The sequence below is a fragment of the Calothrix sp. CBUCES-K 9914 genome, assembly GCF_059640475.1.
Genome location: NZ_JBXXZH010000077.1, coordinates 17,470 through 36,415 on the forward strand (window position 1 = coordinate 17,470; position 18,946 = coordinate 36,415).

Genomic DNA, 18,946 nt, shown 5'->3' on the forward strand with positions numbered 1-18,946 from the left:
TATTAAACAGCACCTGTACCTTTACCGCGCTTGTCACTATCCGTTGTTAATTCGCCCTCGCTGCCATCGTTGATTTCCGCTAATTCTTCGGCACGTAATTGTTCGTCTTCTTCAGCTACTTTACGCGCGTCACCAGGTGTTTCATAATACATTTCTGGTTCAACTGCATAATTGTTAACTAAACCTTCATTGTCTACAGTGTATCCATCAGCGGTACGAATACTATCTGGCTCTGTTTCATCGTCTGGCTTTGTTTTGTATAGTTCACCTTCACGCTCTTTACGTGCTGCTGTTTCTGCAGGAATAATACCTCTGTCGTACTGGTCTCTTTCTGCACGTTCGTGTGAATCAATTCCTTTGTTAACATTGTTTGCCATAATAATCTGTCCTGATTAATACAATTTTTTTACGTCTAGAATCAGATTAAGGTTTTCGTAGCTTAAAATACACTATCTTTAGAGGTGAATTATATTAGTTCTTTCGGTTAAATTTATCAACCATAAGATACATAAAATGTAGAGACGCGATTTATCGCGTCTCTATAGAATCTGTTATTGAAGCAATTTATACTTATTTACCAAGAATTTGGTTTTTGAAATTGCTAAAATCAGATAATAACTCTTGACGGGTTGAAGCTTTGAGCAGGTAACGGGAAACAAACCAAGTAGCATAACCGATACCAACTAGCTCAAATAATGTTGCAAACAATGGAATATCATTGACTGCATCAAGTACTGCTAGTACAAGTTTTACTGAAATAATAGCTGCAAATATTATTGCAATAGTACTAATCTGCGGCTTGTATTCGTTAAAAAAGTTACCGACATAATCGGGTAAGCGTGCGAGGAAAACGGCTATTTTATCGGTTATTTGCTGTACTTGAATAGTTGTCTTTGATTCGGATGCTGGTGGCAGCTTCGGTAAATCATCGATTACAGCAGTTTCAACGGTTCCAATGCCGTTTACGGTAGTAGGATTAGTGTCAGGATTAATATCAGGATTAATGTATTGCGCTTGTTCTTCAGTTTCCATAGTAGTTCCCAATAATTTTTTCTATTTTATTCTATTTTAGATATTAATTCAGGTGACCAATGCATACACCGACCGTAGGATAGGTTTGTTGATCTTCCTACGGTCGGTGTACTAATTATTAAACTTAGTTATAGTGTATACACCCTTAATGCATCTAAATCCATTTACTCGGTAGCTTTTGCGTTTACAACTACCTTAGTAACACCTTTAATTTCTTTCGCTAAAGGTTCAATTTTGGCAAGTTGCGCTTTTTTGGGCACTGTTCCAGTAACTGTCACTGTACCGTTATCTTCGCCTTTTACAGTAAGGGCACCACCAGGAATATTTGCTTCTAACTTCGAGCCAACTTCGCTTCCAAGCGCAGTTCCATTCCGCTTGGTGCTGGAACCATCATTTGCGATGTTGTTTTGTTGCTCCTTAGCGCGAATATTAGAATTTAATTGCTTGCGTCGGGTTTCACTTTGAGCGTCTTCTTTAGCTGCTTCGCTTGAATCAGCGCTAGGTGTTTTAACTTGATTAACATCGGTTGCAGGATTGTTTGGAGCATCTGCACTGGTTTTAGTAGGTTGTTGACAGGCTGCAGTACCTAGAGCAAGAACACTGCTAATAAAGAGTAAGGTTAGCTTTTTCATTTTTTTACTGTTCGATTTGGTTGGTAATTAATTGAAATGAAGGGATAGGGTTACACTGTTTCGTCGCGACGGTCGATAACGATTACAGATGCATCACTATCAACAGTATTGGTAGTAGTCGTATAGTCAGTGCGCGAGGTATCCATAATAGGTCTTTCACGACGTGACGCACTAACATCAGTGGCATCAAAGACATCGTAGTCTTGAATATTGTGGCGTTTGAGAATACTTTCAGCACGACGAACTTCATCATCGGTGGCATCAACCATAACTATATAGTCGCCTCGGTTGAGTTTGTCGTTGTAAACGCGCGCTTTGTTTTCTGGTATTCCTAAACCAACAAGTCCACCAGTAATACCACCTGCTGCGGCGCCAATACCTGCACCTGTTGCTGCGGTTGCGAGTGCCGTTGCTGCTGCTCCGCCTAAAAGTACTGGCCCAACTCCGGGTATTGCTAACGCACCTAAACCGACTAATAAACCACCTAAACCACCTAAAGCTGCACCTGTTGCTGCACCCGCTTTGGCGCCATCATCTGCTTTATTACCACGTAAATCTGTATTAGCAGTTGTACTGCCTAGAGGATTTACATTGCCACTAGTATCTTTACCAATGATGGAAACTTCATCGAGTGAGAAACCAGCATCGCGGAGTTCCGTTAAAGCTGCTTCCGCATCGCGACGGTGTTCAAATACACCAATTATTCGTCTGCCGCGATGTAATGGGTTCGATGAACGAAAATCAGAATTATAAACTGGGGGAACTACAGCAGCAGGATGAGCCGCAACTGCGTCATATACAGGATTTGCGATGATAGGCACTGGTACTACATCCGCTGTATCATAATCACGTCTGGGTTGGTCATAAACCTGGTAATCTTCAATGCCATGACGACGCATAATTGCTTCAGCTTTCGCAATTTCAGAAGCAGTACCATCTACGATGACTAAATAATGTCCGCGCTCTACTCGTGAGTTGTAACCGCGCGCTTCTTCCTCTGGAATTCCTAAACCTACCAAACCGCCAATCAAAGAACCTGCTGCTGCACCAATACCTGCTCCAGCTAAAGTAGTTGCAATTGTTGTTGCAGCGGCGCCAGCTAACATAATTGGACCAACACCTGGAATTGCCAGTGTACCCAAACCAACCAGCAAGCCTGTCAAACCGCCTAATGTACCGCCAGATAACGCACCAAGCGATGCACCTTCATCTGCCTTATTGCCTACTCGGTCGTGAACCTCAGCACCAGCAATATTGTCCTTACCGTCAATATCTTGGGCAATAACCGATACACGATCCATCGCAAAACCAGAATTTCTCAATTCGTGCAGCGCATTTTCCGCATCTCGCCGATGAGAAAACACACCTACGGCTCTTCTGTGCAATCCTGCTACCATACTAGCTCCCCCACAATTAAATTATTATTTACTGGGTTTAATCAAGTCTAAATTTAACTTCTCGACTTCACTAACTAAGTTTTACTTTACTTTAGTTTATTTTTCATCAATCGATTGCTAGAGTTTAGTCTCTATCTAAAGTTATATTCTGTGTTTTTTAATTTTTCGCTTAACTCTTTTTTTGATTTTATTTGTTTTTTAACAATTATTTCTCTTTACAATTCTTCATATAAACTCTAATTATCATTCAATCTAACTTTTGGTATTAGTATTAGCGTTAATATTTATTCCTTTAGGAAGTCACAATTACAAACTTCAGCCGCTAGGTTATTTGTGTAAGCATCATTCGATAGAGTTACCCTTTTAAGGTAAGATTATCTGTTCAGTTATTAATCTAACGCATCGCGTAAACTTAATATCGAATTAACATTGAACTGTTTCGACATTTCGACATCATAAAAGTTTCTGCAAGTTGAGCTAAATTGTAGATTGAGGTTATAATATGTATCAATTAGGTAATTTACTTCAATCCTACTCTTCGTTAGGATTGCTATCTGTGGTTGTAACAGAGGAAATTACACCAGAACAAGCATCGGTAATGTTTTCTGGACCAAAGCTTTTAGTCGCATTATTTGCTGGTTTGCTGATGGCAATTGCATTTCAATTGCTATTAACTAACTTATCAATAGCGGTAGGAATTTCTGGGGGCGCCAATGTAGGTGATGATGATACCGACACTGTTGGCAATCAAATTCGTGCGATTGAAGCTAAAGTTGGTGCCTGGGCACTTTTTACTGTTAGTTTAGCATTAGGAAGTGCTTGTTTTCTAGCTGTGAAACTAAGCTTAATCGAAAGCGCATCATTAGGCTCTATTATTGGTGTAGTAATTTGGGCTGCATTTTTCGCGCTCATTACCTGGTTAGGTTCCAATGCGGTTGGTTCATTAATTGGTGCAATTGTCAATACAGCTAACTCTGGTTTGAAAGGGTTGATGGGAACTGCATCTGCTGCTATTGGCGCCAACGTTGCTAAGAACCAAGCGGTATCGACTGCTGAAGATATTGCTGCTGCTGTGCGTAGGGAATTAACGCTACAGTTTGACGCGGAGAGCATTAAAAACACTCTTCAAAGTTCTTTGAGCGGGTTGCAATTACCCAATCTGAATCTAAAGGAGATTCGCGGTCAGTTCGATAAACTGTTGAAAGATATTGATTTTGAATCTCTTGGTAATAGCGACTTATTAAAAAATGTCAATCGCCAAACACTTGTTGATTTAATTAGCAGTCGTACAGACTTTTCTAAAAGCGATGTTAACCGCATTGCAGACCAGTTAGAAGCTGCTTGGCTTTCTGCAACTACCCGTAAAAACCCAACTGACCAAGTAATTACTTTACTTCAGTCTGCAAGTTCTGATGATTTAAAACCTGAAAATCTTGGCGCCCGTTTACAAGAGTTAGTAGCTGTTGGAAATGGGAATGGTAATGGTTCTTCTAAAGGTGGCCTAGTTGAAGCTGCTGTAGGGACAGGTTTGAGCTACGTTGCAGGAACAGTACTTAATAAAATTGATTTCTCCAAGGTTGATATTGATAGAGTTACAAATCAATTGCAAGAAATCAAAGGCAAAGTTAAAGATGTCGATATCGACAAAATTACCAATCAATTAAAACAACTGGGTGAAAAAGCAAAGGATAAAGTTGCTACGACAGTACCTGTAGTTGCCAGTGAAGTCACCAATAGCACAGAAGATAATACAATCAAGGAAGATATAGAAGAGTATATTCTATATTCACTGCCTTGGCATTTCAACCGGATAACGATTAAAGACGAATTCCACGAAGTTATTTTTGACCCCAATGCGGCGCCAAGTGCAATTCGTAGACAGATTGAAGGATTAGACACTGAATACTTTGCGAACTTACTCAAACAACGTGGTGACATTAGCGAAGCGCGCGTTAAAGAGATTTCCGAACAGTTTGAAAGTGTTCGTTCATATGTCTTTGAAATGGTGAACAATTCTCACGATGAAGAAGAATCACAGTCACTTCGCGGTCGAGTAGAAAACTACTTACGTTCTACGAATAAAGACGAACTTACTCCAGAAGCAATTGAGAAAAACTTCAGCAATTTAATCGAAGACGCACAAGTAAATGCTGATGAGTTAGGCAAACGCTTCGGTAATATCAACCGTGATACATTAGTACAAGTTCTTGCTTCGCGTCAAGATTTAAGCGAAGAAGAAGCCAATAATATAGTAAGTCAACTTGAAGGAGTTCGCGACCGAGTTTTAAACCAAGCGCGCGAATTACAATCACAACTTACAACCCAAGCACAAGAACTGCGTCAACGAGTCGAAGATTACTTACGCAATACTAACCTAGAAGAACTAAATCCTGAAGGTATTCAGCGTGATTTTAGAACTTTACTCGATGACCCGCAAGCTGGCGCCAGTGCATTACGTGTACGTTTATCGCAATTTGACCGTGAGACATTAGTAAAACTGCTTTCGCAGCGTCAAGATTTGAGTGAAGAACGAGTCAACGAGATTTTAAACAATTTGGAATCGGTACGCGAAAGTATTCTTCAGGTGCCTTCTAAAGCAGCAGCAAAAGCAAAAGAACAGTACGACCAAACGCTGACTACTATTACCGAGTATCTTCGCAACACCAACTTAGAAGAACTCAATCCTGAAGGTATTCAACGCGACTTGCAAAAACTACTCAACGACCCCAAAGAAGGTGCAGCAGCATTACGCGAAAGACTTTCACAATTTGACCGTGAAACACTCGTTGTCTTATTAACTCAACGTGGTGATTTGAGTGCCGAGCAAATTAACCAAATTATTGATTCGTTCCAAGCCAGCGTCAACAATATTATACGGGCGCCGCAACGTTTGGCAAAACGCGCGACAAAACGAGTTGCCGACTTTGAAGCAAACTTAGAGAACTACCTGCGGAACACCAACAAAGAAGAACTCAACCCAGACGCAATAAAACGTGACCTAGCGTTGTTACTCCAAGACCCTCGTGCTGGAGTTGGTAGTTTGACTGACCGAATTTCAAAAATCGACCGTTCAACTTTAATAGCACTGCTCTCACAACGGGAAGACATTTCTGAAGAAGAAGCAAATCGCATCGTTGGACAAATTGAATCGGTACGTGACTCAATAGTCGAACAGTTCCAGCAAATTCAACAGCGAGTCCAGCAAGTTCTTGATAGTACCTTTGGTAAAATCCGCAGCTACCTCAACTCGCTCGACCGTCCAGAACTTAACTACGAAAGTATTCAACAAGACTTTTCTAAGCTATTCGACGACCCACAAGCAGGTTTTGATGCATTGCGCGCGCGTTTGAGTCAATTTGACCGCAATACACTTGTAGCAGTGCTATCCTCGCGCGAAGATATTTCCTCTGAGCAAGCAAACCAGATTATTAACCGTATTGAATCTACACGCGACAGTGTATTACAACGCGCAGAACTAATTCAAACGGAAACACAAAAACGCCTAAGCCAAATCAAAGAAAACGCCAAAAAACAAGCGCGCGACACCAAAAAAGCAGTGGCAGACGCAGCTTGGTGGCTTTTCGGCACCGCTGTTACATCACTCGCAGTCTCAGCATTTGCAGGCGCCGTAGCAGTCAGAGGTCTCTGGTTTCTAGGATAAACCCGTAGGGAACGGCATCTTGCCTGACCTACCCACACACAACAAAGAGTATTTATTACCACAGAGGCACGTAGAGACGCGATTAATCGCGTCTTTACACAGAGAAGAGAGAATTAGTGCCTACTCTCCAAAATTAATAACATCAGATAAGCACGTTTGCATTCAGTAATGATAACTGGATGCATTTTTATTGACTGGTTTCTTCAATATTGCGTTCCAAGTAATCAAGACAAGCTAACCGAGCTAACTCAGCTAGCGAAAGTCCACGAGCTTTAGCTAAAGCTTCAAAATGCGGGTAATACTTTTTAGGCAAACGCAAACCAATCGCCTTTGCTTGCAAGCTATCAGGAGATTCTGAAAAACGTCCAGCCTTATCTCTCACGTGCATATTGCTACCAGTCTTACGATTTCCACAATACTACCTTAGCAATATAAAGGCATTGCTGACTGTTGATGTTTTCACGATTATATGTGTCTTTATCCATTAATATCCATTGACATCAATGGTATAAGAGAAAATAAATTTATTAAGCAAAAATGCATGAGAAGCTCTACTTGAAACACAACAAAAGTAAAATTTGCTACATAATTATGGCACAAATACCTGAAGAGATATTAGCTAGTTTCTTGGAAATATTGCCGCAATTGCTCTTAACTGCAAATGAATCTTCGTCAGTTGAGTACGAAATATTGCAGCGATTCAATGAAACGGAAATGACGATTGGTGCTTTGGAGTCACTCGCTGACATTAGACAGCGAGTTTCGGACAGATACTCACAGTTAACAAATGCAATGCTAAGAATAGCATCGATTCAACCAAGAGCAACTGGTGATTCACTGACTATAATCAGTGATAGAATTGTAAGCATTCAAAACACAATTCCAGCTTTTTTACGTAGTATTCAAGAAATCAAAAATGATTGGGGTTTATCATGAGTAGTTCAAAAGTACAACCGGACATAGCAAAAGTTAGACTTACTGCAGAAAAAGTAAAAAAAGCTTGTTTGGAGATGGACAAAGCGGGGGAAGAGCTTGAACAAGCGCTGCTTCAGTTAGAAGCAGAGGCGCAGGCTCATAAACCAGTAAAAAAGTATTAAGTATTAAATAACCTGTTGCTAGAGCATGTTAGTTAATGGTTAATATCGGAATCCGATTTGATGATTGAAAAAATCTAAGTGGGTTGGACTTCTGGCTTATTGCTTCCCAGATTCTCAACCGGAGCGTGCAGTAACAAAGTTTTACGGCGCCTATTTATATCTATAGATTCCCGACTTCTTAATAGGGTCGGGAATCTTGCTTATGACTTAACTTATGTCATATTTATGCAAACTTACTTTCCAATCTGCCAAAACTTTGGAAGAAATGTGTTTACCTTATATCATACAGGCGCCACGTAAATTTTTACTTTCGACGCAAAAAAGCATAGGTCATTAAAGCTGCGGCCGCACCAATTAAAACGCTCCACCCGAATACTTCTAACCGAAAACGTAAATGCTGTTGATAGTCGTTAGGTGTTGCGAGAATGACTGCTGATGCCATCTGGCTGGTGGCAAGCCCAATACCTGCAACTGCTACAGTAGTGTTGAGGTTGCGCTCACGTTTTGTTTGTTCGATTTCGATAATCCCTCTAATTGTGTTTATCAGGTCTTCGGCTATTTTTAAGCCTACACTTAAGTTGGTATAGTCTTGTTCGACTTGAATTTTATATTTTAGCTTAACTATTTCTGTAAATTTATCTAAACATTTTAAGTCTGTATCACCTACTTCATTATTTATATCTTGCTTTTGTTTAGCTTTGATTTCAATATCTTTTAAGTATTTATGATAGGCTTGTAGGTTTATGTCTATAGCTGATTTAAGAATTTCTAAATATGAAATTTTTGTCGCGTAATCTGAGAGAGTGGCAATACTATCAATTAGTATTTTTTGCAATGAGTTTAGCTGAAGAAGGTTAAATTCTTTATTTGTACTGTTAGGATATAAGTTTTTAACTTGCTTTGTGCGATCTACGATAGATTTAAGCTCATGCTGTAGTTCTCTTGTTAATTGTTGACTGTAGGCATATTCCCAAAGTATTTTATTCCGAGAACATAATAGCCGTAGCCAATCGCCATAAAAATCTGCGGCGACTTCCATTGTCCCAAGATTGGGATAAAGTATTATTAAAACATGGATATTTTCTGATTCTACATCTTGCCATTTTTGCGGTGCTTTCCAGATTTCAAATAAAGTAGCACCTAGAAATTTACCTTGTGATAGTTCCTGACATTCTTGGTTAAATAATTCTAGATATATATCTGAAGCTAATTTTTCTGGGTTTGGCTTGTTAGCGGTAGGTAAACAGCCTGAAGCCATCCAGCTTTTACCCAAGTTTCCTTTTTTATTTTCTGCTTGTTTTACTAGAATTTTGAAGGAATTTACGGACTGATCATTTTGTCTATCATTAATAGAAGTGTCAAATATTAAAGCGTAGCTATCATGTAAACGGACTGGGTAATAATATCCTTCTAAATTGTAATTTTTATCGCTATGAATATAATTATTTTCATGAACATTCAAGCGCTTTTTTACACCCACGTCTAATAATTCCAGAAGCTTTATATACTCCGGATTTTCGGCTGATGATTCTTTCTCTAAATTAACTTTGATATCGTCTGGTAGATTTATCCAGAAACTTTGATGGTTTGCTTCTATTTGTTTATCGTTATCGCCCAAACCATTTCTAAGTTGATAAAGGAATAAATCTAGAGTTGGGTAGATAATTTCTGTCATTTTGATACAAGCCTAATTTCTGATTAGTTTTTAGTTCCATACATTAGCATCTTGGTTTGTTGCTACTAAATATTAACATAAATATTAATAAATTTATTTTGTTAAGTTTTGATTCATGTTTAAACTCACCGGAATGCACCATTCTCAACAAACCGAAAACTCGGTATATTAACAAGAAATTAGACATTTTAGACTTAAGTATTTGCTCTTGAGCCGGATTTTAACACTGGCGCATTCCGGTGAGTAAACGGATTATTTTTTTGTTGGTGGATTTGAGTTGCCCGGTCCTAAATCTCGCGAGGTTGGGGAATCATTACGAACAGGAAAACCTTTACGAGGGATAGAATCAAAACCATTCTCAGTTTTAAAAGGACGACCAGGAATAGGAGGTTTTGGCCGCCTTTTTTTAGAATTGGGCATATTTTTTTCGATTGGTGGATTTGAGTTATCCGCTGATAAATTTTCTGACTTGGAATTATCGTTACTAGGTGAAAAGCCTTTGCTATGCTCTATTTCCTGTGTTGTAATTTTTAGGGTTTGTTGTTCTTTCTCGTACAAATCCTTGAGAGGTAAGCACTTTTCTAACACATTATCTAGCAAATTGATTGTGTTGTCGCTGACTTCGCAATTTAAAGCTTGGCATAGATTATTTATTTCTAGTTTTAGACTATCTGATAGCGTAGATAAGTCAAATTGAGATATGGCATTCAAAAAGGCTGTACGTTGTATTGCGTATCTAGATTCCATGATATTAACACTACGATATTTAAAACCACGAGTTATTGATACATGACAAAGAAGTCAAATTCCGTACAACATTAGATAAATTCTGATTTACGCGCGCTATCTGGAGGACGCACCTATTACAAAACTAGCTGCTGGATAGTTGTTGCTCTGGACTCCAGCGTAGTAATTACCTTGAATGTAATTGCCGCTCAAATTTTCGTTGTTGTGGTTCTCGCCATCCGTGTTGATATTACCGTTGTGAAACGACACCTACGGAAACTCAAAGTCTTATTTTATTCTTAGAAAGCGAAAATTTAGCGCGCGTAACAATCATTTGGTGCGAACTTCGATTACTTAATATTATAAAGTTTTTCAAATATTCTGATAAACCTTATTGCTCCGGAGAAGTTGGAAAGTATGGTAATACAGTTTCACTTATTTGGAATTATGCTGCTTTTAAAGGCGCCCTAAAATATTACTTGATTCATATGCTTAATATCTAGGACTTACGCTACTGTCACAATTATTGTTTGGTGCGTGACGCTACAAGTCTTATAACTCCGTTGAAGTTTTTTCGTAGCGTCACACACCCTACGCTTTATATGTGCCAATTTCGTAAGTCCTAATATCCTATAAACGTTTATGATGCTTCTTGTCAGCTTTTATTAGGCGAAGAAGTAGGTGTGACTAGATTACGCAAAATTGACCGTATCCGTGAACATCAAGCAAACGAACGTACATTCTTAGCCTGGGTGCGAACTTCGATTGCTTTAATTGGGTTTGGATTTGCAATCGCGCGCTTTGGATTATTCGTGCGTCAGCTAGATGCAGCGACAACTAAGCGTCCCCCGATACCGCATCCTGTCTTCAACTCTGAAAATTTGGGTATTAGTTTAGTGGTGCTTGGTATTGTGACGATAATATTTGCCGTATGGCGTTATGACCAGATATATCAGCAAATTCAGCGCGAAGACTATAAGCCAAACCGTATTATGGTTTGGATATTAGCTATATTTATTGGCGTTCTTGGCAGCTTTACTATTCCTCTGCTCATACTACGGGATGCTGGGAACTCAGTTCGTACACAACCAACGCCACGTAAAGAAGATGGCTCAAAAATTATCCCGCCTGAATAAAATAACCCATGTATAAATAAATTAGAGTTAAATTAGAACTACCCATTATTACCTATATAAAATCAATATGCATAAGCAAAATCAGCGCCAAGGTTTGCTTATTATCCTGACTGCTGTACTAACAGGAGCAGTATTAGTTGCAGGGGCAGGTATCTATTTACTACTAAAAACTGTTGAAAAGCCTGTAGCAACCTCATCAAATTTAGAAACGCGCGTGTCGTCTGAATCTGTTGCAGACAGTAATGCATCCGAGGCGCCTGTAGATACATCTATCCCAGAAAAACCTGTAACAGCAACAAAATCGGAACAGCCAAAAATCACTATAGTAACGAGCAATACACGTAAAAATTATGGAGGTGCAAACTTCCAGGGTGAAGATTTGCGGGGGAAAAGTTTTCGTCAAGCGCAGATGGGTGGAGCAAATCTAGCAAATTCTAACTTGAGTGGTGTTGATTTAAGTGGCGCCAATATGGGTGGAGCAAACCTTGCCCAAGCCAATTTAACAAACGCTAATTTGAGTAATACCGACTTGAGAGGAGCTAACCTTAGCGGTGCAAACCTCAAAGGAGCAAACTTAAACGGCGCCAAAACAGATGGAGCGTCTTTTAACGGTGCCTTGCGTTAGGCGGGCAGGATGCCCGCTCCACAATAAAAAGGTACTAGTAACTGAAATCACAAGTAAAAATGATGTGAGTCACTTCATTGACATAGAGCTATCACTTAGGTTAAAAGAAAACAAACTTACAATAATATCTAAGTAAAAAAGTGTGATTGACCATTGTGTGATAGTGGAGTGTAACTATGTTAGAGAAATTTCTGCTCGCTATCGGTTTAACCTTTAGCTTAAGTGTATTCACAAAAATCAGTATACCGTCTCAAAAGCATACGAATCAGCAATTAGAATCGGTGAACACTCATTTGATATTATCTCGGCAAGTTGGACGGTGGTTGTTAGATTAATTGCGTTACGTTCTTACCATTCTCAATTTTCATAGGTTAAGGTTGGGTATCAACTAAGACATATTGCCGTTGGCTCTATGAAAAACCAGATTATAGCAACAGTTACATTTTTAACTACCCTTAGCTTTATAACCGCAGTTCAAGCTGCAAACCCTGAACATCTTAAACAGTTACTAGCGACCAAACAATGTCAAAACTGCGACCTTGGCGGTGCCGGATTAGTCATGGCGGATTTATCCGGTGCTGATTTATCGGGCGCCAATCTTGCACTTGCAAATCTAAGTCGTGCGAATTTGACAGGAGCAGATTTGCGGGGTGCGAATTTGACTAGTGCAAGTTTATTCGGCGCCAATCTCAACGGGGCAAAATTAGGTGGCGCCACAATTGCGGGTACAGATTTAAGAAACGCCTACCTGTACAACGTAGAATTAACGAACGTAACATTTAATAGTGCCAACTTACAAGGCGCGGCAGGGATTCCTTCGCAAATAGCCACACCAGATGAGTTTTATGCTTTAGGAGTAGCAGCTGGCGAAAAAGGCAACCAGCAGCAAGCTATTGATTATTTTAATCAAGCAATTGCGATTAAACCAGATTATGCAGGAGCATTTTTAGCGCGCGGTATTGCTCGTTACCAGCTATTTGATCGTACTGGCGCCTTCCAAGACGCGCAAATTGCAGAGAAAATGTTTACAAATCAAAATAATCTCAACGGTACTCAAACTGCACAAGCTTTTATCACTCAGCTGAAAACACCCCAGGACACTGAAGTTAGTGCAGGTAAACCCAACTTCATGGACTTTGTAAGCGGAGTAGCATCTGTGTTACTTCAGTTTTTACCGTTTTAGAAGAGAAGGTGCAAGCGGGAGTAAATTATATATAGTACTTCTCTTGCCCAATCCAAAATCTAAAATTCTAATGTCTATATCATCTACCCTTTGGCGCCGCAATCAAGATTTAGCACAAGCTTGTTTGGATAATCCCTTTGTTCGTGGTATTGGAGATGGTAGTTTACCGCGACAGAAGTTTGCTTATTATGTCGGTCAAGATGCGTTTTTTTTAGAAGCTTTCGCGCGCGCTTATAGTATTGCAGCAGCAAAGGCGCCTGATTTTGATGGGTTTAGAACATTTCATGCTTTAGCTGGTGGTGTGTTAGAAGAATTACAGCTACACCAAAGTTACGCCAAAACTTGGGGAATTGATTTACCCTCGGTTTCCCCAGGCGCCGCCACTCGTCGTTATACTGATTTTTTAGTTGCAACCGCTTGGGGTGAAAATGTCGGCTTAACCGCGACAGCAATGTCACCATGTATGCGTTTATACGAGTTTTTAGGTCAAGAACTAGCGCGCGATGGTATTCCGGAACATGAATATAGTGAATGGATTCGCGTATATAGCGGCACCGATTTTCATCAAATAGCTCAAGAATTAGATGACTTAGTTGATACTTACGTTACTGAAAATGACGTAGTTTATTCAACTTATCGCTATGCAATGCAATGCGAATTAGACTTCTTTCAAGCAGCTTGGATAAATTAGAATATTTTTTATCTATGAATACCATAATAAATAATTGATAATACTAATAAAGTTTTAATAATAAGTTATTTTTTTGATAATGGTTATCATATTTAAAAGTAGAAAAGCTGATATAGCTTATGAATACTGAGTTTTGAATCGAAGTAAAAAATCTGGGCAATGTATTTTAACAAATATAAAGAATTAACATACACTGTCCGCAGCGTTACAGTATTCTGGTATATTTCTACATACAGCAAGATAATTCTTCAATCTTTAGTTACGTTTTGATATCGGGTGTTCTGCATTCCGACAGCGTTAGCGCTTGCCATTTTAATTGGTTAAAAGTGCGATTTTTGCATATGATTTTGTCTACATATGTAGATAAGAATGTTTAATCTGTTCAATCATATTTTAGGATAACTTCATGACTCAAATTAATGGTTTTGTTGGGCGCCGTAACCTGTTGAAACTCGCAGGTATTGGAGGAGCGAGTATAGCAGCAAGTGCGGTTGCAGGTGGATTTATATTGAATGGTGAAGAAGCAGAAGCGCAGACTACTCCGACAACTACTGAAAAAAGACCAAGACCAGTATCTCCAGATGAAGCGTTAAAAAAATTGCTACGAGGAAATGAACGCTTCATAGCAGGTAAACGCGATAATCCGAATCAGTCAAAATTACGTTTACTCGAAACATCTGTTGCACAGTACCCATATGCATCGATTTTAGGATGTGCTGATTCGCGCGTTCCAGCAGAAATCGTTTTTGACCAAGGTTTGGGAGACTTATTTGTAGTTCGAGTTGCAGGTAACGTTGCCAGTCAGACAGCTATTGGTAGTTTAGAATTTTCGGCTGCGGTGTTAGGGTCGCAATTGATTGTAGTACTCGGACACGCTAAATGCGGCGCCGTAGTTGCAGCAGTAAAAGGAGACCCATTACCTGGAAGAATAGGTGTATTTGTCGAGGAAATAAAACCTGCTGTAGAATCTGTGAGGCAAAAAACAGGTGATTTAGAAAAGAATTCAATTATTGCCAATATTCAATACCAAGCCAGAAAACTACCAGAAACCTCAACAATATTAGGCAAGTTAGTCAATGACGGTAAACTCAAAATTATTGGTGGTATCTATGACCTAGCTAGCGGAAAAGTTACATTGGTAACCTGATAAATTTTGTAACGGATGGTTGATTTTGAAAGACTAGATTTTGTTTGTAACAAATAAATTATCCGTTACATCTGTTGTATCCGTTGTAAATTAACCCGTCAAAATTAATTATACTCCAAGTTTCAAGGTATCTAAGCAATAACTTTTATAGTTTTTAAGCTAATATCACTAAAACCTGTTAAAAATCCTCCTAATTTTTTAACTTCTATAAGGTATTCTAATGCTTCTTGGGTTATTATTTCCCCTGGCATTAGGACGGGGATACCAGGAGGATATGGACATATTGTTTCAGCACTTATACGTGCTTTCGTTTGTTCAAGTGGTAAGGTTTCGGTTGCTGCAAAATATGCCTCGCGCGGTGAGATATGTAATATCTGATCTAGTGCTGTGAGATTATTCCATAGATATTTTGTATAGCTGAGTTTTTTATTGTTGACAGGCGCCATTTCTTTAAAAGCATATATTAGTTTATCTATGTCTTGTTGGGTGTTACCGATGCTAATTATAAATGTGATATTTTGTAGTGATGCTAGTTCGCTTCTAATTTCTAGTTGAGTTTCTAAAATTTCGTCTGCTTCAAATCCTGTGATTCCTAAGTTGGAGACATTTATTGTTAGACGGGTGGGGTCTATATTGAATCCCCCCAACCCCCCTTGATAAGGGGGGCTTTGATGGAGTAATGATATACTTGGGATTTTTTTTAGGTTTTCTCGCGCGGTGTTTGCTAGATTTAGGGTTTGGGTGATTAATGAGTGTCCTTGTAATGCTATTTGCGCGCGTGCTGCATCGAGTGAAGCCATTAGTATATAACTTGGGCTTGTTGATTGCACTAGTTGTAATGCTTTACTGATTTTGTCGTAGTTTACTATGTTTCCTTGAACATGCAGCATCGATGCTTGTGTCATGGCACCTAATGTTTTATGTATAGACTGAACACAAATATCCGCACCTGCTGCTAAACCTGATATGGGTAAGTCTGGATGAAAGGCAAAATGGGCGCCGTGTGCTTCGTCTAATATTAATGGGATGTTATATTGATGTACAATATTTGCGATAGAAATTACATCACCACAAACACCGTAGTAAGTTGGGTATACCATTAATACTGCTTTGGCATCGGGGTGTTGATGAAGTGCGTAGGCAACACTTTCAGGTGTAATAGTATGGGCAATATCTAAAACTGGGTCATATTCTGGATTGATAAAAATGGGTATGGCGCCAGATAGTATTAACCCAGCGATTACCGATGAATGTACATTGCGCGGCAAAATTATTTTATCTTCTGCTTTGCAAGTTGCCATAATTGCCGCTTCGATACCGCATGTCGAACCGTTTACTAAAAACCAAGTACGTGCGGCGCCGAATGCTTGTGCTGCTAACTCTTGTGCTTCTCTAATTACACCAAGCGCTGCAAATAAATTATCCAACTCTGTTAATTCTGGTAAGTCCGCAGCAAACACCGCAGAACCAAATGTATCTATAAGAGAAGGTGAAATTCCCACACCTCGTTTATGTCCAGGGGTATAAAAAGAGGCGTGTGATGATTTGGCACATTCATAAAGCGCTGTCAGTAAAGGTGTTTGAGCTTGCGAAACACGATTAGTCATTTCGATAGATGGCAGTAAATAACTAAAAAGATGAAAGTGGTAAGAAGAGGCGTTAAAGTTACAAACTGTGCATATTAAGCACGTTTACCATTTACCCTTTAACCCTTACCCATTTAATATGATTCCAAGTTTAATATCTATACCCGAACCAAAAATTCCTACACCCAACCCAAACCCATTACCAAGTCCATCACCATCACCTAACCCAGAACCAGGTATTATACCTGAACCTACACCACAACCAATTCCTGCACCTGTACCTGAACCAGTTCCAGCGCCTATCCCTCAACCTGTACCTGGTCCTATTCCGCAAACAGTGCCTTAATGTTAGGATGGGACGGGCAGGATGCCCGTTCCACAAAAGGTTCCACAAGAGGTTCCACAAGAGGTTCCACAAAGGTTTTTAATTACTCATCAGAGATTTCAAAATCGGAGTTTTCGCATAAGTTGACACCATGAAGTTCTTCTTCTTGGTGATGTTCATTGATAATTTTCATATCATATAAACACTTATCGCTATCGCGGTCAAAGCGCATGTTAACTGATTGACCTTGCCAGACAACTTTGTCTTCAAGATTATCAACTAGGTTTTCTCCCCAATCATCTTTATCAACATGTGACATCTTGACTTCACGGATTTTGAAGCTACTACTATTGTGAAGCTGGATATTACATACTTCCGCTAGTACAGCTTGTGAAGAGAGTGCTATAACTGGCAGTGTGAGTATTGAGAACAAAATGCGAACAGATTTATAAAGGATTGGTTTCCCCATAATTACCCGAAGTGTTATTAAGACGTTATTGTCTTGGGATAAATCTACTTTACCTAAAATTTGTATAAATATGAAATTAATTTTTGATGAAAATAATTAACGAAGTTATTGATATAATAGATACAGAAAATATCAAAAAATAAAATTAATTAGGATAATACATCCGTTACATCCCTTACAGAATCCGTTGCCATCACTCCACCCAACCGCGCGTTACATTTGATATCCTTGCAACAGTAAGAGACGCTATAAAACATTGATATGCTCAGAGCTGGGATTGTTGGACTGCCCAACGTAGGAAAATCAACTTTATTCAACGCTTTGGTCGAAAACGCCAAGGCCGAAGCTGCTAACTTCCCTTTTTGTACCAAAGACCCAAACGTCGGTATTGTTTCGGTTCCTGACGAACGGTTAAACGTTCTGTCCAAACTTTCCTCATCGAAACAAATTGTCCCAGCACAGGTTGAGTTTGTCGATATTGCTGGTTTGATTAAGGGTGCGAGTAAAGGTGAGGGAATGGGTAATGCTTTCTTGTCGAATATTCGCGAGGTAGACGCTATCGTTCACATGGTGCGCTGCTTCGAGAACGATGATATTATTCACGTTTCTGGTTCGGTTGACCCAGTACGGGATATAGAAACGATTAATTTGGAACTTGCTTTAGCTGACTTAGGGCAAGTTGACAAGCGTATCGAACGCACAAAGAAGCAAGCGCGCGCTTCTAAAGAGGCGCAAGCTGAGTTGGTAGTATTAGAGAAAGTAGCAGCACAGTTAAACGAAGGTAAATCTGTTCGTCAAATTGATTTAACCGAGGAAGAACTAGAAACAGTCAAGTTTTTAGGGTTGCTGACTGCCAAACCGATTATTTTTGCTGCAAATGTATCGGAAGATGACTTGGCAAATGGTAACAAGTATGTAGAGCAAGTGCGCGCGATAGCAGGACAAGAAAAAGCGCAAGTTGTAGTTGTTTCTGCCCAAGTAGAGTCTGAGTTAATTGAGTTACCAGCCGAAGAAAGAGCCGATTTTCTGGCTTCTCTAGGTGTTGAAGAAGGTGGATTAAAATCTTTGATTCGTGCTACCTACGCGCTGTTAGGTTTGCGAACATATTTTACCACAGGCGAAAAAGAATCGCGCGCTTGGACTATTAAAGCTGGAATGAAGGCGCCGCAAGCAGCAGGTGTAATACACTCTGACTTTGAGCGCTGTTTTATCCGTGCGGAAACGGTTGCTTACAATGATTTAGTAAGTACTGGTTCCTTTAGTGGCGCCAGAGAGAAGGGTTTATTACGTAAGGAAGGAAAGGAATATGTCGTTCAAGAAGGAGATGTTATGGAATTTCTAACCAGCGCGTAATATTGGCAACGGATGCAACGGATGTAACGGATATGGTTTGGGGGCTTATCTTGTGGGGTGGGCATCCTTGCCCCCCATCTAATATGACCTTTAAATATTAGGACGGGCGAGGACGCCATTAGCGTCAAGTTAAGCTAAAACCTACTACGTCAATAAGGATTTATGCTTAAAATTTGCGTTTGAAAGGAACAAAAAATGAACTTGAAGAGCG

At 39.6% G+C, this 18,946-nt stretch carries 20 protein-coding genes; 11 read left to right on the forward strand and 9 right to left on the reverse strand.

Annotated elements, in window-relative coordinates:
- Positions 1-2 precede the first annotated feature (2 nt).
- The 4 genes from AC2JBO_RS18485 to AC2JBO_RS18500 form a co-directional block, all read right to left on the reverse strand.
- The gene (locus tag AC2JBO_RS18485; RefSeq protein WP_496955114.1) at positions 3-377 is read right to left on the reverse strand and encodes a hypothetical protein; all 375 of its coding nucleotides are present in this window, start codon (positions 375-377) and stop codon (positions 3-5) included.
- A gap of 193 nt (positions 378-570) precedes the next feature.
- Positions 571-1,032: a CAAD domain-containing protein gene (locus AC2JBO_RS18490; protein WP_496955115.1), complete on the reverse strand. Its 462-nt coding sequence runs from the start codon at positions 1,030-1,032 to the stop codon at positions 571-573.
- A gap of 164 nt (positions 1,033-1,196) precedes the next feature.
- Positions 1,197-1,664 (reverse strand): BON domain-containing protein, encoded by a 468-nt coding sequence (locus AC2JBO_RS18495; RefSeq protein ID WP_496955116.1) that lies wholly within the window; start codon positions 1,662-1,664, stop codon positions 1,197-1,199.
- A 50-nt stretch (positions 1,665-1,714) separates the two neighbouring features.
- Entirely contained in the window at positions 1,715-3,061 is a 1,347-nt protein-coding gene (locus AC2JBO_RS18500) for a histidine kinase (protein WP_496955117.1), read from the reverse strand.
- A gap of 502 nt (positions 3,062-3,563) precedes the next feature.
- Here AC2JBO_RS18500 and AC2JBO_RS18505 point away from each other — a divergent pair.
- On the forward strand, positions 3,564-6,722 hold the full coding sequence (locus AC2JBO_RS18505; RefSeq protein WP_496955118.1) for an MFS transporter: 3,159 nt from the start codon (positions 3,564-3,566) through the stop codon (positions 6,720-6,722).
- Between the two features lie 187 nt (positions 6,723-6,909).
- On the opposite strand, the gene AC2JBO_RS18510 is transcribed toward AC2JBO_RS18505, so the two are convergent.
- The gene (locus AC2JBO_RS18510) at positions 6,910-7,104 is read right to left on the reverse strand and encodes a hypothetical protein (protein ID WP_496955119.1); all 195 of its coding nucleotides are present in this window, start codon (positions 7,102-7,104) and stop codon (positions 6,910-6,912) included.
- A gap of 209 nt (positions 7,105-7,313) precedes the next feature.
- On the opposite strand from AC2JBO_RS18510, the gene AC2JBO_RS18515 reads away from it, so the two are divergent.
- Both AC2JBO_RS18515 and AC2JBO_RS18520 read left to right on the forward strand, forming a co-directional pair.
- Positions 7,314-7,658 (forward strand): hypothetical protein, encoded by a 345-nt coding sequence (locus AC2JBO_RS18515; RefSeq protein WP_496955120.1) that lies wholly within the window; start codon positions 7,314-7,316, stop codon positions 7,656-7,658.
- Positions 7,655-7,819 carry a hypothetical protein gene (locus tag AC2JBO_RS18520; RefSeq protein WP_496955121.1) on the forward strand — a complete coding sequence of 55 codons (165 nt, stop codon included), beginning with the start codon at positions 7,655-7,657 and terminating at the stop codon, positions 7,817-7,819. The genes AC2JBO_RS18515 and AC2JBO_RS18520 overlap by 4 nt, the downstream gene beginning before the upstream one ends.
- A gap of 304 nt (positions 7,820-8,123) precedes the next feature.
- Here the strand turns inward: AC2JBO_RS18520 and AC2JBO_RS18525 are convergent, their stop codons facing one another.
- On the reverse strand, positions 8,124-9,494 hold the full coding sequence (locus AC2JBO_RS18525; protein WP_496955122.1) for a hypothetical protein: 1,371 nt from the start codon (positions 9,492-9,494) through the stop codon (positions 8,124-8,126).
- A gap of 252 nt (positions 9,495-9,746) precedes the next feature.
- Positions 9,747-10,241: a hypothetical protein gene (locus AC2JBO_RS18530; RefSeq protein WP_496955123.1), complete on the reverse strand. Its 495-nt coding sequence runs from the start codon at positions 10,239-10,241 to the stop codon at positions 9,747-9,749.
- A gap of 662 nt (positions 10,242-10,903) precedes the next feature.
- On the opposite strand from AC2JBO_RS18530, the gene AC2JBO_RS18535 reads away from it, so the two are divergent.
- The 6 genes from AC2JBO_RS18535 to AC2JBO_RS18560 all read left to right on the forward strand — a co-directional run bounded on the left by AC2JBO_RS18535 (position 10,904) and on the right by AC2JBO_RS18560 (position 15,002).
- A complete protein-coding gene (locus AC2JBO_RS18535) occupies positions 10,904-11,356 on the forward strand; it encodes a YidH family protein (protein ID WP_496955124.1) in 453 nt (150 codons plus the stop codon).
- Between the two features lie 67 nt (positions 11,357-11,423).
- Complete coding sequence (locus tag AC2JBO_RS18540) at positions 11,424-11,981, forward strand: pentapeptide repeat-containing protein (protein ID WP_496955125.1); 558 nt, start codon at positions 11,424-11,426, stop codon at positions 11,979-11,981.
- Between the two features lie 176 nt (positions 11,982-12,157).
- Positions 12,158-12,316 (forward strand): QAALIT motif small membrane protein, encoded by a 159-nt coding sequence (locus tag AC2JBO_RS18545; protein ID WP_496955126.1) that lies wholly within the window; start codon positions 12,158-12,160, stop codon positions 12,314-12,316.
- A 77-nt stretch (positions 12,317-12,393) separates the two neighbouring features.
- Positions 12,394-13,164 carry a pentapeptide repeat-containing protein gene (locus tag AC2JBO_RS18550; RefSeq protein WP_496955127.1) on the forward strand — a complete coding sequence of 257 codons (771 nt, stop codon included), beginning with the start codon at positions 12,394-12,396 and terminating at the stop codon, positions 13,162-13,164.
- A 70-nt stretch (positions 13,165-13,234) separates the two neighbouring features.
- Positions 13,235-13,855, forward strand: coding sequence for a TenA family protein (locus AC2JBO_RS18555; RefSeq protein WP_496955128.1), 621 nt, complete (start codon positions 13,235-13,237; stop codon positions 13,853-13,855).
- Between the two features lie 406 nt (positions 13,856-14,261).
- A complete protein-coding gene (locus AC2JBO_RS18560) occupies positions 14,262-15,002 on the forward strand; it encodes a carbonic anhydrase (protein ID WP_496955129.1) in 741 nt (246 codons plus the stop codon).
- Positions 15,003-15,133: 131 nt separating this feature from the next.
- Here the strand turns inward: AC2JBO_RS18560 and AC2JBO_RS18565 are convergent, their stop codons facing one another.
- The gene (locus tag AC2JBO_RS18565) at positions 15,134-16,609 is read right to left on the reverse strand and encodes an aminotransferase class I/II-fold pyridoxal phosphate-dependent enzyme (protein ID WP_496955130.1); all 1,476 of its coding nucleotides are present in this window, start codon (positions 16,607-16,609) and stop codon (positions 15,134-15,136) included.
- Positions 16,610-16,727: 118 nt separating this feature from the next.
- On the opposite strand from AC2JBO_RS18565, the gene AC2JBO_RS18570 reads away from it, so the two are divergent.
- Positions 16,728-16,934 carry a hypothetical protein gene (locus tag AC2JBO_RS18570; RefSeq protein WP_496955131.1) on the forward strand — a complete coding sequence of 69 codons (207 nt, stop codon included), beginning with the start codon at positions 16,728-16,730 and terminating at the stop codon, positions 16,932-16,934.
- 82 nt (positions 16,935-17,016) lie between these two features.
- On the opposite strand, the gene AC2JBO_RS18575 is transcribed toward AC2JBO_RS18570, so the two are convergent.
- Positions 17,017-17,382, reverse strand: a complete 366-nt coding sequence (locus AC2JBO_RS18575) for a hypothetical protein (protein WP_496955132.1) — start codon at positions 17,380-17,382, stop codon at positions 17,017-17,019.
- Between the two features lie 261 nt (positions 17,383-17,643).
- Between AC2JBO_RS18575 and ychF the strand changes: the two genes are divergently transcribed.
- Positions 17,644-18,735: a redox-regulated ATPase YchF gene (gene ychF / locus AC2JBO_RS18580; protein ID WP_496955133.1), complete on the forward strand. Its 1,092-nt coding sequence runs from the start codon at positions 17,644-17,646 to the stop codon at positions 18,733-18,735.
- Positions 18,736-18,946 lie beyond the last annotated feature (211 nt).

What these genes read in the sequence shown, in the direction of transcription:
- AC2JBO_RS18485 (WP_496955114.1), bottom strand. Translation starts at nt 377, where the DNA reads ATGGCAAACAATGTTAACAAAGGAATTGATTCACACGAACGTGCAGAA.
- AC2JBO_RS18490 (WP_496955115.1), bottom strand. Translation starts at nt 1,032, where the DNA reads ATGGAAACTGAAGAACAAGCGCAATACATTAATCCTGATATTAATCCT.
- AC2JBO_RS18495 (WP_496955116.1), bottom strand. Translation starts at nt 1,664, where the DNA reads ATGAAAAAGCTAACCTTACTCTTTATTAGCAGTGTTCTTGCTCTAGGT.
- AC2JBO_RS18500 (WP_496955117.1), bottom strand. Translation starts at nt 3,061, where the DNA reads ATGGTAGCAGGATTGCACAGAAGAGCCGTAGGTGTGTTTTCTCATCGG.
- AC2JBO_RS18505 (WP_496955118.1), top strand. Translation starts at nt 3,564, where the DNA reads ATGTATCAATTAGGTAATTTACTTCAATCCTACTCTTCGTTAGGATTG.
- AC2JBO_RS18515 (WP_496955120.1), top strand. Translation starts at nt 7,314, where the DNA reads ATGGCACAAATACCTGAAGAGATATTAGCTAGTTTCTTGGAAATATTG.
- AC2JBO_RS18520 (WP_496955121.1), top strand. Translation starts at nt 7,655, where the DNA reads ATGAGTAGTTCAAAAGTACAACCGGACATAGCAAAAGTTAGACTTACT.
- AC2JBO_RS18525 (WP_496955122.1), bottom strand. Translation starts at nt 9,494, where the DNA reads ATGACAGAAATTATCTACCCAACTCTAGATTTATTCCTTTATCAACTT.
- AC2JBO_RS18530 (WP_496955123.1), bottom strand. Translation starts at nt 10,241, where the DNA reads ATGGAATCTAGATACGCAATACAACGTACAGCCTTTTTGAATGCCATA.
- AC2JBO_RS18540 (WP_496955125.1), top strand. Translation starts at nt 11,424, where the DNA reads ATGCATAAGCAAAATCAGCGCCAAGGTTTGCTTATTATCCTGACTGCT.
- AC2JBO_RS18545 (WP_496955126.1), top strand. Translation starts at nt 12,158, where the DNA reads ATGTTAGAGAAATTTCTGCTCGCTATCGGTTTAACCTTTAGCTTAAGT.
- AC2JBO_RS18550 (WP_496955127.1), top strand. Translation starts at nt 12,394, where the DNA reads ATGAAAAACCAGATTATAGCAACAGTTACATTTTTAACTACCCTTAGC.
- AC2JBO_RS18555 (WP_496955128.1), top strand. Translation starts at nt 13,235, where the DNA reads ATGTCTATATCATCTACCCTTTGGCGCCGCAATCAAGATTTAGCACAA.
- AC2JBO_RS18560 (WP_496955129.1), top strand. Translation starts at nt 14,262, where the DNA reads ATGACTCAAATTAATGGTTTTGTTGGGCGCCGTAACCTGTTGAAACTC.
- AC2JBO_RS18565 (WP_496955130.1), bottom strand. Translation starts at nt 16,609, where the DNA reads ATGACTAATCGTGTTTCGCAAGCTCAAACACCTTTACTGACAGCGCTT.
- AC2JBO_RS18570 (WP_496955131.1), top strand. Translation starts at nt 16,728, where the DNA reads ATGATTCCAAGTTTAATATCTATACCCGAACCAAAAATTCCTACACCC.
- AC2JBO_RS18575 (WP_496955132.1), bottom strand. Translation starts at nt 17,382, where the DNA reads ATGGGGAAACCAATCCTTTATAAATCTGTTCGCATTTTGTTCTCAATA.
- ychF (WP_496955133.1), top strand. Translation starts at nt 17,644, where the DNA reads ATGCTCAGAGCTGGGATTGTTGGACTGCCCAACGTAGGAAAATCAACT.